The organism is Aquirufa esocilacus (assembly GCF_042715595.1).
In the GTDB taxonomy this organism is placed as follows: Bacteria; Bacteroidota; Bacteroidia; order Cytophagales; family Spirosomataceae; genus Aquirufa; species Aquirufa esocilacus.
This window is the reverse complement of the sequence record NZ_JBBKXX010000003.1, coordinates 332,589-346,733: the sequence shown is the minus strand read 5'-3', so window position 1 is coordinate 346,733 and position 14,145 is coordinate 332,589. Positions and strand designations below refer to the sequence as shown.

The following is a 14,145-nucleotide window of genomic DNA, read 5'->3' as shown; positions in this document are numbered from 1 at the left end:
AACCTAATAAAAATGAACAAAATCGTTTTAACCTGCGCGGCTGTCTGCTTCGCATTTGTTTCTTTTGGCCAAGGAGTAAATGAATTAACCAAGGCAGAAAAGAAAAATGGCACTCAATTATTATTTGATGGAAAAACATTCACAGGCTGGCATAGCTATGGAAAAGGAGATAAAGTAGGGTCCTCTTGGACAATCGAAGACGGCGTGATCGGTTTCGACGCAGCAAAAAAAGATGGTGGCGATTTAGTGACAAACGAATCCTATGATAACTACGAATTCACGATCGATTGGAAGATTTCCCCGAATGGTAATTCAGGTATTATCTTCAACGTGACGGATGATCCCAAAAAATACTATGCGACTTACGTAACAGGCCCAGAATTTCAGGTGCTGGATAACGATGGCCATGCGGATGGTAAAATCACGAAACACCGCGCAGGAGATTTATATGACTTAATTAAGTCGTACAAAGAAACGGTAAAGCCCGTGGGTGAGTGGAATACAGGACGCATTGTGAACAACAAAGGCTTATTGCAATTGTATTTAAACGGGACCTTGGTAGTAGAAACTCGTACAGATGATCAGAACTGGAAAGATTTAATCGCCGGTTCGAAGTTCAAAGGAATGCCGGATTTCGGAAAAGTCATGCAAGGGCATATTGCTCTGCAAGATCACGGAAACCCAGTTTGGTTTAGAAATATCAAGATTAGAAAATTATAAGAAAATGAAAGGCCTCGATTTTGTGATTGAGGCCTTTTTTTATGTTTTCGCACGGATTCGAGCGGATTTGTACGGATTCGCGCGGATTATTTCAGCCCTTTCGTTTTCGTCTTCACCCGCAATAAATTCATCTTCGAAGTAATGAACAAGGTCGATCCATCTTCGCCAAAATTCACATTCGAGTTCGGGTTCCCCGTCTCAATTCGTCCTAGTAATTTTCCCGCTGGGCTAATGATTAATATTCCCCCAGGACCTGTCGTCCAAATATTGCCTAGCTTATCCAGCTTCATCCCATCGTAACCGCCGCGGATTCCTTGCTTAGCTAGTTCTGCTGCGTCGAAGAATACGGATGGTTCGCCTAAATTTCCTTTCTTGTCTACCGGGAACGCTAAAATATGGGATTCTTTCGGCTCAGATGACCCCACATACAAGATGCTCTCGTCTAGGTTCATCGCTAGGCCATTTGGTCTCGCCATTTTATCGTATTGTAAACTCAATTCGCCTTTTTTAGAGAGGCGGTACACGCCTTGGAAAGCGATTTCTTTCGCAGCTTCTTCTTTTCCGCGGCCCGGTAAACCGTAGGGTGGATCGGTGAAATAGTAGTCTCCATTATTAGCTTGGATGACGTCGTTCGGGCTATTGAGTTTTTTGCCCTCCCATAATCCAGACAGTGATTTTTTTGATTCAGGTTTTCCCAAAGACATTTCGGCAATCCTCCTGTCCCCATGTTCTGCGGAAACGAGATTTCCTTTTTGGTTAATAATTAAGCCATTCGCACCGGGTTCGTAGGAATAATATTCCTTTCCTGAATAGCCTGATGGAGTTAGATAAAGCACGGCACCTTTCTCCGCGGTCCATTGGTAAATCTTATTTTCAGGTACATCAGAAAATAATAGATAGCCACCTTTCTTCACCCAAACAGGCCCCTCAGACCAGGTATATCCCTCTGCCACCACCTCAATAGGGGTGGAGGGATCGATAAGGGTTTTGACAGATTCATCATAGACGTGAATCTTCCCTATCGTCTTGTATTGTGCGTTCACCGCTGTGCTTAATCCCAGGATTGTGATGAGCGGTAGTATTAATTTTTTCATAGCGTTTTCATCGGTTTATAATTCGTAAATTTACCCAAATTCTCCACAAATGAAATCGATTGCCAGTCCTATTCTCATCCAACAAATTACCGACGCGATTACGCCTCATTATGAGCCCTCAGAGGCCCGTGCGATTGCCTTTCGTTGCTTGGATTTAGGTTGGAATTTGAGTTCGATGGATATTATCTTGAAAAAAGAAGTGGACTTGCCGGTGGATTGGGATAAACGATTAGCACGCTTAGTGGCTGGGGAACCCTTGCAATACGTCATGGGGAAGACCTATTTTCGAGATCATTTGTTTCAAGTGAATGCAGATACCTTGATTCCGCGTCCGGAAACGGAAGAATTAGTGGACCTCGTTTTGAGCCACGCTCCCGAGAATGCCTCCGTTTTAGACGTAGGGACTGGTTCCGGTTGTATTCCTATTTCCTTAAAATTAGAACGGCCCTCGCTTTCTGTGGAGGCTTGGGATATTTCTACCGCTGCTTTAGGTATAGCTCGCCAAAATGCGAACGCTTTACAAGCAGACATCGAATTTAAACAACAAGATATTTTTGACTGGTCCACTTCTGAGGGTACTTGGGAGGTGATTGTATCGAATCCACCTTATGTGACAGAGGGGGAGAAAAAAGAGATGGCGAATCACGTGGTAGACTTTGAACCGCATTTGGCCCTATTCGTACCTAATGACGATGCCCTGAAATATTATGAGGCATTAGCAGACTTTGCTCTCGAAAGATTAACACCTAGAGGATACCTATGTCTAGAAATTAACCAGTACTTTGGAACTCAAACCGTAGAGCTCTTGTTTAGCAAGGGTTTCCAAGAGGTCAAGCTATTGCAGGACTTCAAGGGGAATGACCGGATGATTGTGGCACAGAAATCAGGTCTTTAAAATTTAAATAGTATTTTTGTTTCAGTTAAAACCAATTAAAATTTAACAAGATGAATAAGACAGTAGTAACGTTATTGATTGTTTTGGGAGTGATTGTATTCTTTTTTGGCGTCCTGTTTTTCTGGGGCGTAGGCGCACGTAACAGCATGGCCACCAGTTCCGTTGAATTAGATGCAAAATGGGCAAATGTGCAAAGTGCGTACCAACGCCGTTCGGATTTAATTCCAAACCTAGTAAAGACCGTTCAAGGCGTAGCTAATTTTGAGAAATCAACGTTAACAGCGGTAATCGAAGCGCGAGCAAGTGCCACACAGATGAAGTTAGATGCGAAGGATTTAAGTCCGGAGAATATGCAAAAATACCAGGCGGCTCAGTCTTCTTTAGGCGGTGCTTTATCGCGTTTAATGGTAGTAGCTGAAAATTACCCACAATTAAAGGCAACAGAAAACTTCTCTGAATTGCAAGCTCAATTAGAGGGAACGGAGAATCGCATCAAAGAAGAGCGTGATAATTTCAATTCGGCAGTGCAAACCTATAATACTTTGTTAGTGACTTTCCCGAATAGCTTAATCGCCTCATTCTCTGGTTTTACGCAGAAAGGTTTCTTCCAAGCGGAAGCAGGTTCAGAGAAAGCGCCAGAGGTTAATTTTGACGAGAAGAAATAAGGATGTTGTCAGCAGAGCACCAAAACCTAATTTTGCAAGCCATTCAGGACGCTGAGTTACAGACGTCTGGAGAGGTTCGTGTACACGTAGAAAGTCATTGCGCCGGACACCCGATCGATCGGGCAAAGGAGGTCTTCTTTCAATTAGGCATGAATAAGACGGATTTGCAGAATGGGGTTTTGGTGTATTTGGCCATCAAGGACCGCAAGTTTAGTATCATCGGGGACAAAGGAATCGATGCGAAAGTGCCGGCGGAGTTTTGGGAAACGATTCGCGATGAAATGCGGGCCTATTTAGCGAAGAATGAATTCGGAGCTGGATTAGCGCACGGCGTGAAGCGCACGGGAGAGGTCCTAGCGGGCTTTTTTCCCTACGAGGCGGGAGATGTAAATGAATTGTCGAACGAGATCTCCTTTGGTCTCTAATGTCTCTTATGCGCAAAATTTTACTACTCCTATTGTTCATTAGTTCCGCTGCATTCGCTCAAGAGGGCATTCCTGCGAAACCGAATGGCTATATTTTAGATGAAGCGGGTTTGTTGAATCCCGAGGAAGAGAATGCGCTCGAGCAGAAAATGCGAGGTTATGCGGATTCGACTTCCACTCAGTTCGCAATTGTTCTTGTCAATTCGACGAACGGCCGCGATCCCTATGATTATGCCATCGATATCGGTAAAACATGGGGTGTAGGCCAAAAAGGCAAAAACAACGGCGTGGTCATCCTCGTAGACATGCAAGATCGCAAACTGCGCATTGTCACAGGTCGCGGCATCGAAGATGTTTTGCCAGATGCCATTTGCAAACGGATTATCAACCGGACATTAAAGCCCACATTCAAGGCAGGGGCGTATTACCAAGGTTTGGATGAAGCTACCACCGAAATGATGCGTCGTGCTAGCGGAGAATTCAAAAATGAAGATAGTGGCGAGGGGGAACCTCAAGGGATTCCGCCCGTTGTGATGATCTTCCTTATTTTAATTGTAATTACGATCATTCAAGCTCTTCGCAAGGGTGGTGGTGGTCGTGGACCTGGATCACGCGGAGGCGGCATGTTCTTTCCTCCAATCTTTTTAGGGGGTGGAAATTACGGAGGTGGTTCCAGCGGAGGCGGTGGAAGTGGGGGATTTGATTTCGGTGGCTTTGGCGGAGGGGACTTCGGCGGAGGCGGTGCCGGCGGCGATTTTTAATTATCTTTGCATTATGAATAACCTGATTACTCAATCACTTCAAGAGTCACAGCAAGTATTAGCTGATTTTTTAAGCAATCCTGCTAAGATCGATTCGATCGAAAAAGCAGCGGATGTGTTAGTGAATGCCTTGAAAAAGGGGAATAAGATTTTGTCTTGTGGAAATGGTGGGAGCCATTGCGACGCAATGCATTTCGCGGAGGAGTTATCGGGTCGCTACCGGGAGAATCGTCCCGCTTTAGCGGCGATGGCGATTTCGGATCCATCTCACATCTCTTGCGTGAGTAATGACTTTGGTTATAATTATATCTTCTCTCGCTTTATCGAGGGCCTAGGAAACGCGGGGGATGTCCTAGTGGGCATTTCAACCTCCGGGAACTCTGAGAATATTATTGAGGCGGTGAAAGCAGCTCAGGCGAAAGGAATGGAGGTTGTTCTTTTGACTGGTAAAGACGGCGGAAAATTAGCGGCTTATGGTTGCCACGAAATAAGAGTGGACCACTTTGGTTACGCAGATCGCATTCAAGAAATCCACATCAAAGTGATCCACATTTTGATTCAATTGATCGAATCACATTTGTTCTAGTACGAGGCGTTACCGCCATCATCGTCCCCCATTACGACATCCACCATTTTGCGGAACAAGTCGCCTATGCGAGGTCCTTGTCTAGGAGGGGTCGGAGGAGTATAAGGTCCTATTTCATCGGTATTTTTAGGCTCTTCCTCAGGTTCCACCGTTTCTTTCTGATCGTAATATACCTGCACTAATCCGATAACGGTTGCAAAGGATGGATCTTTGATTTCAGTGGCAATAGCTGGGTTCGTAGAAGTGGCATTCGGATCTCCGATGCGCGCGTCTAAGCCCGTATATTTTTGGAACAATTCATCAATGTAAGGTAATTGAGCTCCGCCACCAGTTAAAACAAGGCCAGCTTTCAATTGCTTGATGTCTGTCTGCTTTGAAATTTCCGCAACGATAATCGCTGCTAATTCTTTCAAACGCTCTTCGATAATGATCGCTAGATTCTTAACGGACACAGGATTTGCCTTACGGCCTGCAATACCTGGAATCATGACTACCTCGTTCACAGGAATATCTTTTTGAATCGCTGATCCAAAACGTACTTTTAAGGTTTCTGCGTGATCACGCGAAATCTCTAATCCTGCTTGAATGTCATCTGTGATTAAATCACCACCCCAGTTTAGCACGACAGCGTGCTTTAACCGGTTATTTTGGAAGATACTAATCTCTGAAGTGCCACTGCCTAAATCAACTAAGACAACACCCTCTTGTTTCTCCTCTTTGTTTAAAACAGCGCTCGCGGTAGCTAAAGAACTGAAATACACATTCCCTTTCTTTAAATGCTTCGTTTCAGCAGATTTTAAACATTGAGTCAGCAATTCGTTTTTGCTAGGATTTGCTGAAATGAAGACGAAATCGGCTTGAATTTTTTGACCAATTTGACCGATAGGATCTAAGGTATCTGGCAAGTTGCCTACTTTAAATCCAATAGGTAACGTATGTAAAACGCACGGATTTTTATCAGCAAAAGTCCGCTTAGCTTCTTCGAAAAGGCTCATGACCTCATTCGCAGAAACAGCTTCTCTTTCGTTTTTACGTGTTTTAGATAGCGAAAACGGTTGCACTTTGATATGCGATCCGGATAAGTTCGAGGCGAAGAAATGCTCTGAATTTTTCCCATCTAAAACGTGGGAAATTTGATTCATGGCTTCAGAAATTGCGGCCGTTGTTTTGCTAATGTTAACAATCTCTCCGTTCAACACATTATTCGTATTGATAGCGGATCCAGTAGCTAAAATCTCTAATCTGCCTCGGTCGTTTTGCTTTCCTGCAATGGCTCTCACATGAGAACTACCAATATCTAAACCAATAATTAAGTCGTTACGCATTGTATTTTTTTTGTAGAACGGATATTAAATTAAAAAATTTGGGTCTTATTCGCAAATAAGCTGATTCTTATATTTTAGCTGTACCCAAGTGTACTTATTCCAACCCTTGTTCGGGACAACTTTCTGATAAAAAATTAATAATTTCTTGAATTTGTTTTCAATATTCATCGGTAGGCCAAAGTCGATGCGCGTCGTACCTATCGTAGGGATAATTACGATACCGCCATCTTTTGCCACAATGATTTGGGAAATTTGGGCTTTCCAAAACGGATTGTTTTCTATGAACTGAAAGAAAGGGATTAACGTCTTTCCGCGCTTGTCTGTTAAGCTGCGCTTACCATCGAAATAAGGTCCACCGGTGACTAAAATACGCGGAGTAAACAAAGGACTTGTCCCAATAAACTTCCCATCTTCTGAGATGTATTGATCTGATAAAGGGGAGGTGCCTATGGTTGAACGAACGATACGGGCGATGGGCTTATATTCTTTGACAGAGATCGAAATGACGCCACTAAAATCGTGGTGTGCTTCACACGATTTAACTAAGGGAATCCGCTTTACGCGCTCTTCAATTTTGCGTAGCGAAATCTGCGTGATAGGTTTGTCTAAGAAATAATCAGTTCCTTGTTCAGACACCATTAATTTGATGTCTTTTTTGCTCAAAAGCGCTTTTTCATTCTCTGAATCGAGGTTGATTTCAACGCCTTTACAAACCACTTGGTTAAAACTGATTTCTGCAAAAACGACAGCCGTTAGTACGAGGGTGAATAATATCACCATCCCGATCACTTGCTTAATTAACGTCGCGTTTGCTTTCATTTGAAAAATAATACTAAGATAAGCTCAATTTTAAATCATTCAAAAGAAGATCGATATCTCCTGCCCCCATCGTGACTAAAAGTTTCGGTTTTTTGGCATCGATCACGTGTAGTAGATCTGCTTTCGAGATGACCTGCTTAGCGTCCAGCTGTATTTTGCTCAACAACCAATCCGACGTAACACCCTCCATCGGTAATTCGCGGGCTGGATAAATATCCAATAAATAGAGTTCGTCAGCGATGGCTAGGCTTTTGGCAAAGTCATCGATAAAGTCCCGAGTTCTCGAGAACAAGTGTGGCTGGAATACGGCCGTAATTTTCTCTCCAGGATAGAGCGCTCTAACTGAATTCAAACAAGCAGCGATTTCTGTGGGATGGTGAGCGTAGTCATCGATCATGACATGCTCATCCGACTCAACGTGGTATTCAAAACGGCGTTTCACCCCTAAAAAGGAGGCAATACCTACCTTAATCTCTTCGCCAGTCACACCTACCTGCATCGCTAAAGCAGCAGCTGCTAAGGCATTTTCAATGTTATGGAATCCGGGAATTCGCATGGGAATATCGATTACTTCACCACCGGGGTAAGTCATATCAAAAATCATTCGGTGATTTTCGATGCGAATATTATGGGCCTGAAAGTCCCCGGTATCAATTCCAAAAGTAGCGTCACCCAAAGCAGACTGTAAGCTTAATCCCTTTTTCTGGATGAAGAATCCGCCGGATTTAATTTGGTTCACAAATAATTGAAAGCTTTCTAGGACAGAATCTCCATCCCCATAAATATCTAAGTGGTCTGCATCCGTGGAAGTTACCACCGCAGCTTGTGGATGAAGTGTCAAGAAAGAACGATCATATTCATCCGCTTCTACCACGCAGACGATATTTTCTTTCGAGTGGTTGGGGATAAAGTTGGTGCCATAATTAACGGTAATTCCTCCTAAAAAGGCGGTAACGTTTTTGCCGGCGCTGATTAACAAATGGGTTAAAAGCGACGAAGTGGTTGTTTTACCATGCGTTCCCGCTACGGCTAGGGTAGGGATTTGTTGAGTAATCCAGCCTAAAATTTCAGAACGCTTGTACAGGCGAATGCCTTTAGAAAGCAAATGGTTCATCTCTACGTGATCCTTAGGAATAGCGGGCGTATAGATAAATAAACTATGCTCTACGTCTGATAAACAGGCTGTTGGAATTAAGTCAATCGTGTCTTCGTAATGAATGTCCATTCCCTCTTCCGCTAATTTTTTCGTCAATGGGCTCTCGGTTTTGTCATATCCAGCGACTGGAAATCCATTGTGCAAAAACCAGCGAGCAATGGCAGACATGCCAATTCCACCGATGCCTAAAAAATAGACTTGTTTTAAATCGCTAAGGCTTAACTCTTTTTTCATGCTTGTAAAATGGATAGGGCAATTTCGTGGGCAGCATTCGGCTTGGCTAGCTGAAGACTATTTTTTTCTAAAGTGCTTAAGTCGGTTTTCAGTGCCGCTAAAGCTGCCGAGACTAATTTCTCTTTGACCTCCACATCGCGAACTAGAATAGCGGCGTTTTGGGAAACGAGGCTTTTCGCATTCTCGGTCTGGTGATCTTCCGCAGCGCTCGGTAACGGCACTAAAATACTTGCTTTGCCTATAAGACAAATTTCAGATACAGAAGAGGCTCCGGCTCTCGAAATGACTAAGTCAGCCATCGCATAAGCGAGGTCCATTTCATAAATGAATGCGGAAACATAGGTATTGGGGTGAAAGGAGGCCGCTTGTTTCGCGGTGGATTCAAAGGCAACACCTGTCTGCCAAATCACTTGAATACCAGCTTTTACTAATTGATCTAGCCCTGCTAAAATACTCTGATTAATGCTTCGAGCTCCCTGACTTCCGCCGATAATCAAAATGGTTTTTTTCGCTGGGTCCAATTGGAAGTGCGCAGCCGCTAGTTCTTTTTTGCCTGCTGCATCAATCAGATCTTTCCGGACAGGATTTCCACTGAGGGTAATTTTCTCCGCCGGGAAGAATTTTTCCATCCCGGGATAGGCCACAAAAATGTGTTCTGCTTTAGCGGCTAAGGCTTTATTGGTAATTCCCGCAAAGGAATTTTGTTCTTGAATATAATAGGGGATACCTAGAAATCTGGCAGCTAATAAAAGCGGTCCTGACGCATAACCACCTACACCTACAGCCACATCGGGCTTGAAATGTTGGATGATCCTAACAGATTGCCAAAGACTCTTGATCAATTTGAACGGAAAGAATAGGTTCTTCCAAACTTGGGTTCTTTGAATGCCGACGATAGGAAGACCGATGATTTTGAAGCCCGCTTTGGGCACTTTTTCCATCTCCATTTTTCCCTCCGCTCCCACAAATAAAAATTCGATGGCGGGGTCGATTTCTTTCATTGCATTCGCAATAGAAATCGCCGGGTAAATATGCCCTCCAGTTCCACCTCCAGAAATAATGACGTGTTGAATGGACATTAGGCAAGAGCTGTTTGGGCAGGTGCTGGTGCGGATGCCGTGGCAGGATCTTTATCTTTACTAACCGCTAAAATAAGCCCAATAGAGACCGCCGTAAATATGAGGGATGTTCCACCCGCAGAAATCATAGGCATAGGTTGGCCCGTCACTGGTCCTGCATCTACCGCTACTAACATGTTAATAAACGCCTGGAATACAATCGAGAATGTTAGCCCCGCAGATAATAATCCGCCAAAAGGCCGGACACTATATTGTATCGCTTTCGCCCCTCGGTACATGAAAATCAGAAAGAGGAGCGGTATGGCAAGTCCTCCCACGATACCATATTCTTCGATGATAATGGCATAGACGAAATCGGATTCTGCCTGAGAGAGAATATACCGTTGCTGACTTTTTCCCGGTCCTTTCGGATGAATAGCGCCCGTGGCAATGGCAAACAAACTTCGGGTGATTTGGTAATCTTCATTTTTACCTTTGCTCACTTTTGATTCTGCATCAGCTTGGCCTCTGCGTTGAATATAATTCTCGATCCGCATCTTAACTGTTTTTGCTCTTTGACCAATTTCAAAGTACACCACACCCACCGCTAGGAATGCAACCGCTGCCACAATTAAACCAATTTGTTTAGCAGGTACACGTCCAAAGTACATCAGGATAATACTGGTCAAAAAGATCAATACGCTCGTAGAGAAGTTAGAAAGCATAATTAAGAAGCAGGAAATGCCAATCTTAAATAGCATTCGAATAAACATGACGTAATTATACGATTCTGGATCAGCCTGTTTAGAAGAGAAATCTTTTGCCAAACTGGTAATCAGGCACAATTTAACCATGTCCGAGGGCATAAATTGAATCGGTCCTACCGCCACCCAGCGATTTGCTCCACCGATGGTGGGGCCAAACAACAAAGCTACTACGACTAAGCCCCATGAAAATAGCAAGGCTAAATCACTGAATTTGGCCACCCTACTGTAATTGATTTTAGAAAAGTAGGACATCAAATAAAAGGAAATGCATAGGATGGCAATCGTCTTGAAAAAGCTCGTAAGCGGTTCCAACGGACCATCCATCGCCATCTTCGCTTTGGCCGAGAATTGAATTAACAAACCAAACGCATTTAGAATAAATACGATTAGCCAAATTTTATAATCCCCTTTTAAGTGGTCTTTGAAGAAAGCTTTGATTTTACTATCCATGGATCAGTTGTTTTACTATGTTCTTAAATTGATCTCCTCGATCTTCGTAATTCTTAAATAAATCAAAGCTAGCGCAAGCCGGCGATAGTAATACGACATCACCTGGTTTTGCCCACTCTTTTGATTTTATGATGGCCCTTTCGATAACCCGCGTCGAAAAAATTTGGGGTACTATACCTCCAAAATGGGATTCTAATTTAGAATTATCGTCCCCTAAACAAATTAATCCTTTCACTTTCTCCTTTACTAGGGGATCCAATACCTCGTATTCATTCCCTTTGTCTACACCACCCATAATTAAGATTAATGGTTGCTTGTAGCTATTTAAGGCATAATATACCGCATCCACATTCGTGGCTTTCGAGTCATTGATAAATTCCACCCCATCCCATGTTCCACATGATTCTAATCGATGCGGGGCATTTTCAAACAACGGTAAGGACGCTAAAATTTGTTCATAGGCTACACCAGCCTCATGCGCTGCTAAGATGGCCACGGCCATATTGATGGCATTGTGAGGTCCCTTTAAAGGCGCGTCAGCTAAAGTTAGTGCTGCACCCTCGAATTGAATGGAATCTGCAGTAATATAGGCGTCTGCTTTCGTGTGAAAACTAACCGTTTTTAAACGTGCACTTGTGGGAATTGTAGTGGCATGTGCTTTGATGACCTCATCATCTGCCCAAAATACACAACTCGTGTGTGCATCTGCATTTTGGAATATTCTAAATTTCGAGGCGATGTAGTTCTCAAATTGGTATTCGTAGCGATCCAGATGATCTGGAGTGATGTTCAATAACACGGCCACGTCGGGTTTGAATTCAAAGCAACGGTCTAATTGGAAGCTGGAAATTTCCAAGACATATACGTCATGTTGATCTTCCATCACTTGCTTCGCAAAACTTTGGCCTATATTGCCTGCCAAACCGACTTTAAGTCCTGCTGATTTTAGGAAATGATAGGTTAGTAGGGTAGTGGTTGTTTTGCCATTCGAACCTGTAATAGCAACAATCTTCGCTTTCGTGTAGCGCGCCGCAAATTCGATTTCTGACACAAGGGAAATCCCTTTTGCCTTAATGGCCTTAACTATATCCGTTTTTTCTGGAATTCCTGGGCTGATAATGATCTCTTGAGAGGCTAAAATTCGCTCTACACTATGTTCACCCGTCTCAAATTCAATTTGGTTTTCATGTAAGGTTTGTTGGTAGTTTTCTTTCAACGCACCCGCGTCGGATAAAAACACGTCAAATCCTTTTGATTTAGCTAATAGAGCGGCTCCTACGCCACTTTCTCCCCCACCTAAGATGCTGATTAATGCCATGCTCGACTTGAAATTATCCGAAATTGAATTGAGTTACAAGTTAGAAAATGTCCCGCATTCTATCAACTCAAAATGAGCATCCGGCAGAATTTTTCTGACAAAAAAAAGACCCACCGTTTCGGGTGGGTCTTTCCTATGAATTCGAGTGGAATTAAACCAAAGCGATACGTTTGAACGAAGAAATCGTTAAACCTTTTTGCGTTTGCTCTAATAGTTGACGAATCGTGATCGATGAGTCTTTTACGAATTGTTGGTTCAATAAAGTTTGCTCTTTGTAGAACTTCTCTAATTTACCTACCGCAATTTTCTCTAACATCGCCTCCGGCTTACCTTCTTGACGTGCTTGATCTTTTCCGATTTCGATTTCTCTTTCAATAGTCTCAGAATCTACTCCATCCTTGTCTAAAGCGACAGGTTTCATCGCCGTGATTTGCATCGCGATATCTTTACCTACTTCAGATACATCTGCTCCTTGCACATTTTCGAATGCTACTAAAACACCGATTTTGTTATTCGAGTGAATGTAAGAAACCACTTTCTCAGCTGATACGTTTTCGTACGCTGCTAAGGTGATTTTCTCTCCAATTTTACCTGTTAAGTCGATGATGTGACCTTCTACTGAACGTCCATCGGCTAATGGCTCAGCTAATAAATCATGCGCTGAAGGAGCGTGAGACGCTGCTGCTTTGTCAATGATTGATTTAGCTAAATTATTGAAGTCAGCTACTTTAGAAACTGGTTCAGTTTCACAAGCTAAAGCGATTAATTTACCGTTCGAGTGATCTGCATTAAGTGCTACTAATACAACACCTTCATTAGTTTCATTGTCCGCACGTTTCGCTGCTACTTTTTGACCTGCTTTACGAAGGATATCTACTGCTGCTTCGAAGTCACCATTGGCTTCAGTCAAAGCTTTCTTGCAATCCATCATTCCGGCACCGGTCATTTGACGTAACTTGTTAACGTCTGCTGCTGTAATTGACATATGTATGAATATTTATTCTTGTTCTGCTTCTTTTTCGTATTTAGCCGCTACCTTAGCTGCCTCTTGTGAATCGTCGTCCGCTGCTTTTTTAGCTTCTACTTCTTCCGCCTCACGAGCATCATCCTTATCTTGTTTTCTTTCTGCTAAACCTTCTTCGATCGCTTTAGAAATGGCAGTGATGATGATAGAGATAGACTTGTATGCATCATCGTTTGCTGGGATTGGATAATCAACTAAATCTGGGTTAGAGTTCGTATCACACATAGCGAAAACTGGGATACCTAATTTCTTAGCTTCAGAAACCGCGATGTGCTCACGCTTAACGTCTACTACGAACAATGCCGCTGGAAGACGAGTTAAGTCAGTGATACCACCTAAAACACGCTTTAATTTTTCTTCTTCACGAGTTAACATTAAACGCTCACGCTTGGCGATTGTCTTCACGATAACTTCGTCTTTTAACATTTTATCAATGCTAGACATCTTCTTGATAGACTTACGTACAGTCGCGAAGTTAGTCAACATACCACCTAACCAACGGTCAGTTACGTACGGCATTTTTAATTTATCTGCTTCTGTCGTCACAATTTCTTGTGCTTGTTTCTTCGTTGCAACGAACATTACCTTACGGCCTGAACGTACAATCGAACGAAGAGCTGCTGAAGCTTCTTCTAAAGAAGAGATAGTTTTATTTAGATCAATGATGTGGATACCATTTTTCTCCATAAAGATATATGGAGCCATTTTAGGATCCCACTTACGTGTCAAGTGACCGAAGTGAACGCCTGCGTCAAGCAAGTCGTTGTAGCTTAATTGTGCCATTTTGGTTGTTTAAAAATGTGAATAATAAAAAGGTGGAAAAGGCATCGGCAACAGACAAGCCTTTT

Annotated in this window: 15 protein-coding genes; 6 read left to right on the top strand and 9 right to left on the bottom strand. The window is 43.0% G+C overall.

Annotated features, from left to right (window positions below; all coding sequences use genetic code 11):
• The first annotated feature begins 12 nt into the window (after nt 1-12).
• Nucleotides 13-720 (top strand): 3-keto-disaccharide hydrolase, encoded by a 708-nt coding sequence (locus SKC37_RS10145; protein WP_377981361.1) that lies wholly within the window; start codon nt 13-15, stop codon nt 718-720.
• An 86-nt stretch (nt 721-806) separates the two neighbouring features.
• Here the strand turns inward: SKC37_RS10145 and SKC37_RS10140 are convergent, their stop codons facing one another.
• Entirely contained in the window at nt 807-1,814 is a 1,008-nt protein-coding gene (locus SKC37_RS10140) for an SMP-30/gluconolactonase/LRE family protein (protein ID WP_377981360.1), read from the bottom strand.
• 49 nt (nt 1,815-1,863) lie between these two features.
• On the opposite strand from SKC37_RS10140, the gene prmC reads away from it, so the two are divergent.
• The 5 genes from prmC to lpcA are packed head-to-tail and all read left to right on the top strand — an operon-like array spanning nt 1,864 to nt 5,146.
• A complete protein-coding gene (prmC, locus tag SKC37_RS10135; protein ID WP_377981359.1) occupies nt 1,864-2,709 on the top strand; it encodes a peptide chain release factor N(5)-glutamine methyltransferase in 846 nt (281 codons plus the stop codon).
• A gap of 50 nt (nt 2,710-2,759) precedes the next feature.
• The gene (locus tag SKC37_RS10130) at nt 2,760-3,374 is read left to right on the top strand and encodes a LemA family protein (RefSeq protein ID WP_377981358.1); all 615 of its coding nucleotides are present in this window, start codon (nt 2,760-2,762) and stop codon (nt 3,372-3,374) included.
• Between the two features lie 2 nt (nt 3,375-3,376).
• Nucleotides 3,377-3,799, top strand: coding sequence for a TPM domain-containing protein (locus SKC37_RS10125; RefSeq protein ID WP_377981357.1), 423 nt, complete (start codon nt 3,377-3,379; stop codon nt 3,797-3,799).
• A gap of 8 nt (nt 3,800-3,807) precedes the next feature.
• A complete protein-coding gene (locus tag SKC37_RS10120; RefSeq protein ID WP_377981356.1) occupies nt 3,808-4,560 on the top strand; it encodes a TPM domain-containing protein in 753 nt (250 codons plus the stop codon).
• A 13-nt stretch (nt 4,561-4,573) separates the two neighbouring features.
• Nucleotides 4,574-5,146 (top strand): D-sedoheptulose 7-phosphate isomerase, encoded by a 573-nt coding sequence (lpcA, locus tag SKC37_RS10115; RefSeq protein ID WP_377981355.1) that lies wholly within the window; start codon nt 4,574-4,576, stop codon nt 5,144-5,146.
• Here lpcA and ftsA read toward each other — a convergent pair.
• The 8 genes from ftsA to rpsB form a co-directional block, all read right to left on the bottom strand.
• A complete protein-coding gene (ftsA, locus tag SKC37_RS10110; RefSeq protein WP_377981354.1) occupies nt 5,143-6,471 on the bottom strand; it encodes a cell division protein FtsA in 1,329 nt (442 codons plus the stop codon). The genes lpcA and ftsA overlap by 4 nt on opposite strands.
• Nucleotides 6,472-6,516: 45 nt before the next feature.
• On the bottom strand, nt 6,517-7,290 hold the full coding sequence (locus SKC37_RS10105) for a cell division protein FtsQ/DivIB (protein ID WP_377981353.1): 774 nt from the start codon (nt 7,288-7,290) through the stop codon (nt 6,517-6,519).
• A 13-nt stretch (nt 7,291-7,303) separates the two neighbouring features.
• Complete coding sequence (gene murC, locus SKC37_RS10100) at nt 7,304-8,680, bottom strand: UDP-N-acetylmuramate--L-alanine ligase (RefSeq protein WP_377981352.1); 1,377 nt, start codon at nt 8,678-8,680, stop codon at nt 7,304-7,306.
• Nucleotides 8,677-9,759, bottom strand: a complete 1,083-nt coding sequence (gene murG / locus SKC37_RS10095; protein ID WP_377981351.1) for an undecaprenyldiphospho-muramoylpentapeptide beta-N-acetylglucosaminyltransferase — start codon at nt 9,757-9,759, stop codon at nt 8,677-8,679. The genes murC and murG overlap by 4 nt, the downstream gene beginning before the upstream one ends.
• A complete protein-coding gene (locus SKC37_RS10090; RefSeq protein ID WP_377981350.1) occupies nt 9,759-10,955 on the bottom strand; it encodes an FtsW/RodA/SpoVE family cell cycle protein in 1,197 nt (398 codons plus the stop codon). The genes murG and SKC37_RS10090 overlap by 1 nt, the downstream gene beginning before the upstream one ends.
• Entirely contained in the window at nt 10,948-12,273 is a 1,326-nt protein-coding gene (gene murD / locus SKC37_RS10085) for a UDP-N-acetylmuramoyl-L-alanine--D-glutamate ligase (protein WP_377981349.1), read from the bottom strand. The genes SKC37_RS10090 and murD overlap by 8 nt, the downstream gene beginning before the upstream one ends.
• Before the next feature lie 151 nt (nt 12,274-12,424).
• A complete protein-coding gene (gene tsf, locus SKC37_RS10080; protein ID WP_377981348.1) occupies nt 12,425-13,258 on the bottom strand; it encodes a translation elongation factor Ts in 834 nt (277 codons plus the stop codon).
• A gap of 12 nt (nt 13,259-13,270) precedes the next feature.
• A complete protein-coding gene (rpsB, locus tag SKC37_RS10075) occupies nt 13,271-14,080 on the bottom strand; it encodes a 30S ribosomal protein S2 (protein ID WP_130895015.1) in 810 nt (269 codons plus the stop codon).
• Nucleotides 14,081-14,145: the final 65 nt, after the last annotated feature.

Excerpts from the sequence above, each read along its gene's own strand:
- SKC37_RS10125 (WP_377981357.1), top strand. The coding sequence starts at position 3,377 with ATGTTGTCAGCAGAGCACCAAAACCTAATTTTGCAAGCCATTCAGGAC.
- tsf (WP_377981348.1), bottom strand. The coding sequence starts at position 13,258 with ATGTCAATTACAGCAGCAGACGTTAACAAGTTACGTCAAATGACCGGT.
- murD (WP_377981349.1), bottom strand. The coding sequence starts at position 12,273 with ATGGCATTAATCAGCATCTTAGGTGGGGGAGAAAGTGGCGTAGGAGCC.
- murC (WP_377981352.1), bottom strand. The coding sequence starts at position 8,680 with ATGAAAAAAGAGTTAAGCCTTAGCGATTTAAAACAAGTCTATTTTTTA.
- SKC37_RS10145 (WP_377981361.1), top strand. The coding sequence starts at position 13 with ATGAACAAAATCGTTTTAACCTGCGCGGCTGTCTGCTTCGCATTTGTT.
- prmC (WP_377981359.1), top strand. The coding sequence starts at position 1,864 with ATGAAATCGATTGCCAGTCCTATTCTCATCCAACAAATTACCGACGCG.
- SKC37_RS10140 (WP_377981360.1), bottom strand. The coding sequence starts at position 1,814 with ATGAAAAAATTAATACTACCGCTCATCACAATCCTGGGATTAAGCACA.
- murG (WP_377981351.1), bottom strand. The coding sequence starts at position 9,759 with ATGTCCATTCAACACGTCATTATTTCTGGAGGTGGAACTGGAGGGCAT.
- lpcA (WP_377981355.1), top strand. The coding sequence starts at position 4,574 with ATGAATAACCTGATTACTCAATCACTTCAAGAGTCACAGCAAGTATTA.
- SKC37_RS10130 (WP_377981358.1), top strand. The coding sequence starts at position 2,760 with ATGAATAAGACAGTAGTAACGTTATTGATTGTTTTGGGAGTGATTGTA.
- SKC37_RS10090 (WP_377981350.1), bottom strand. The coding sequence starts at position 10,955 with ATGGATAGTAAAATCAAAGCTTTCTTCAAAGACCACTTAAAAGGGGAT.
- rpsB (WP_130895015.1), bottom strand. The coding sequence starts at position 14,080 with ATGGCACAATTAAGCTACAACGACTTGCTTGACGCAGGCGTTCACTTC.
- ftsA (WP_377981354.1), bottom strand. The coding sequence starts at position 6,471 with ATGCGTAACGACTTAATTATTGGTTTAGATATTGGTAGTTCTCATGTG.
- SKC37_RS10105 (WP_377981353.1), bottom strand. The coding sequence starts at position 7,290 with ATGAAAGCAAACGCGACGTTAATTAAGCAAGTGATCGGGATGGTGATA.
- SKC37_RS10120 (WP_377981356.1), top strand. The coding sequence starts at position 3,808 with ATGCGCAAAATTTTACTACTCCTATTGTTCATTAGTTCCGCTGCATTC.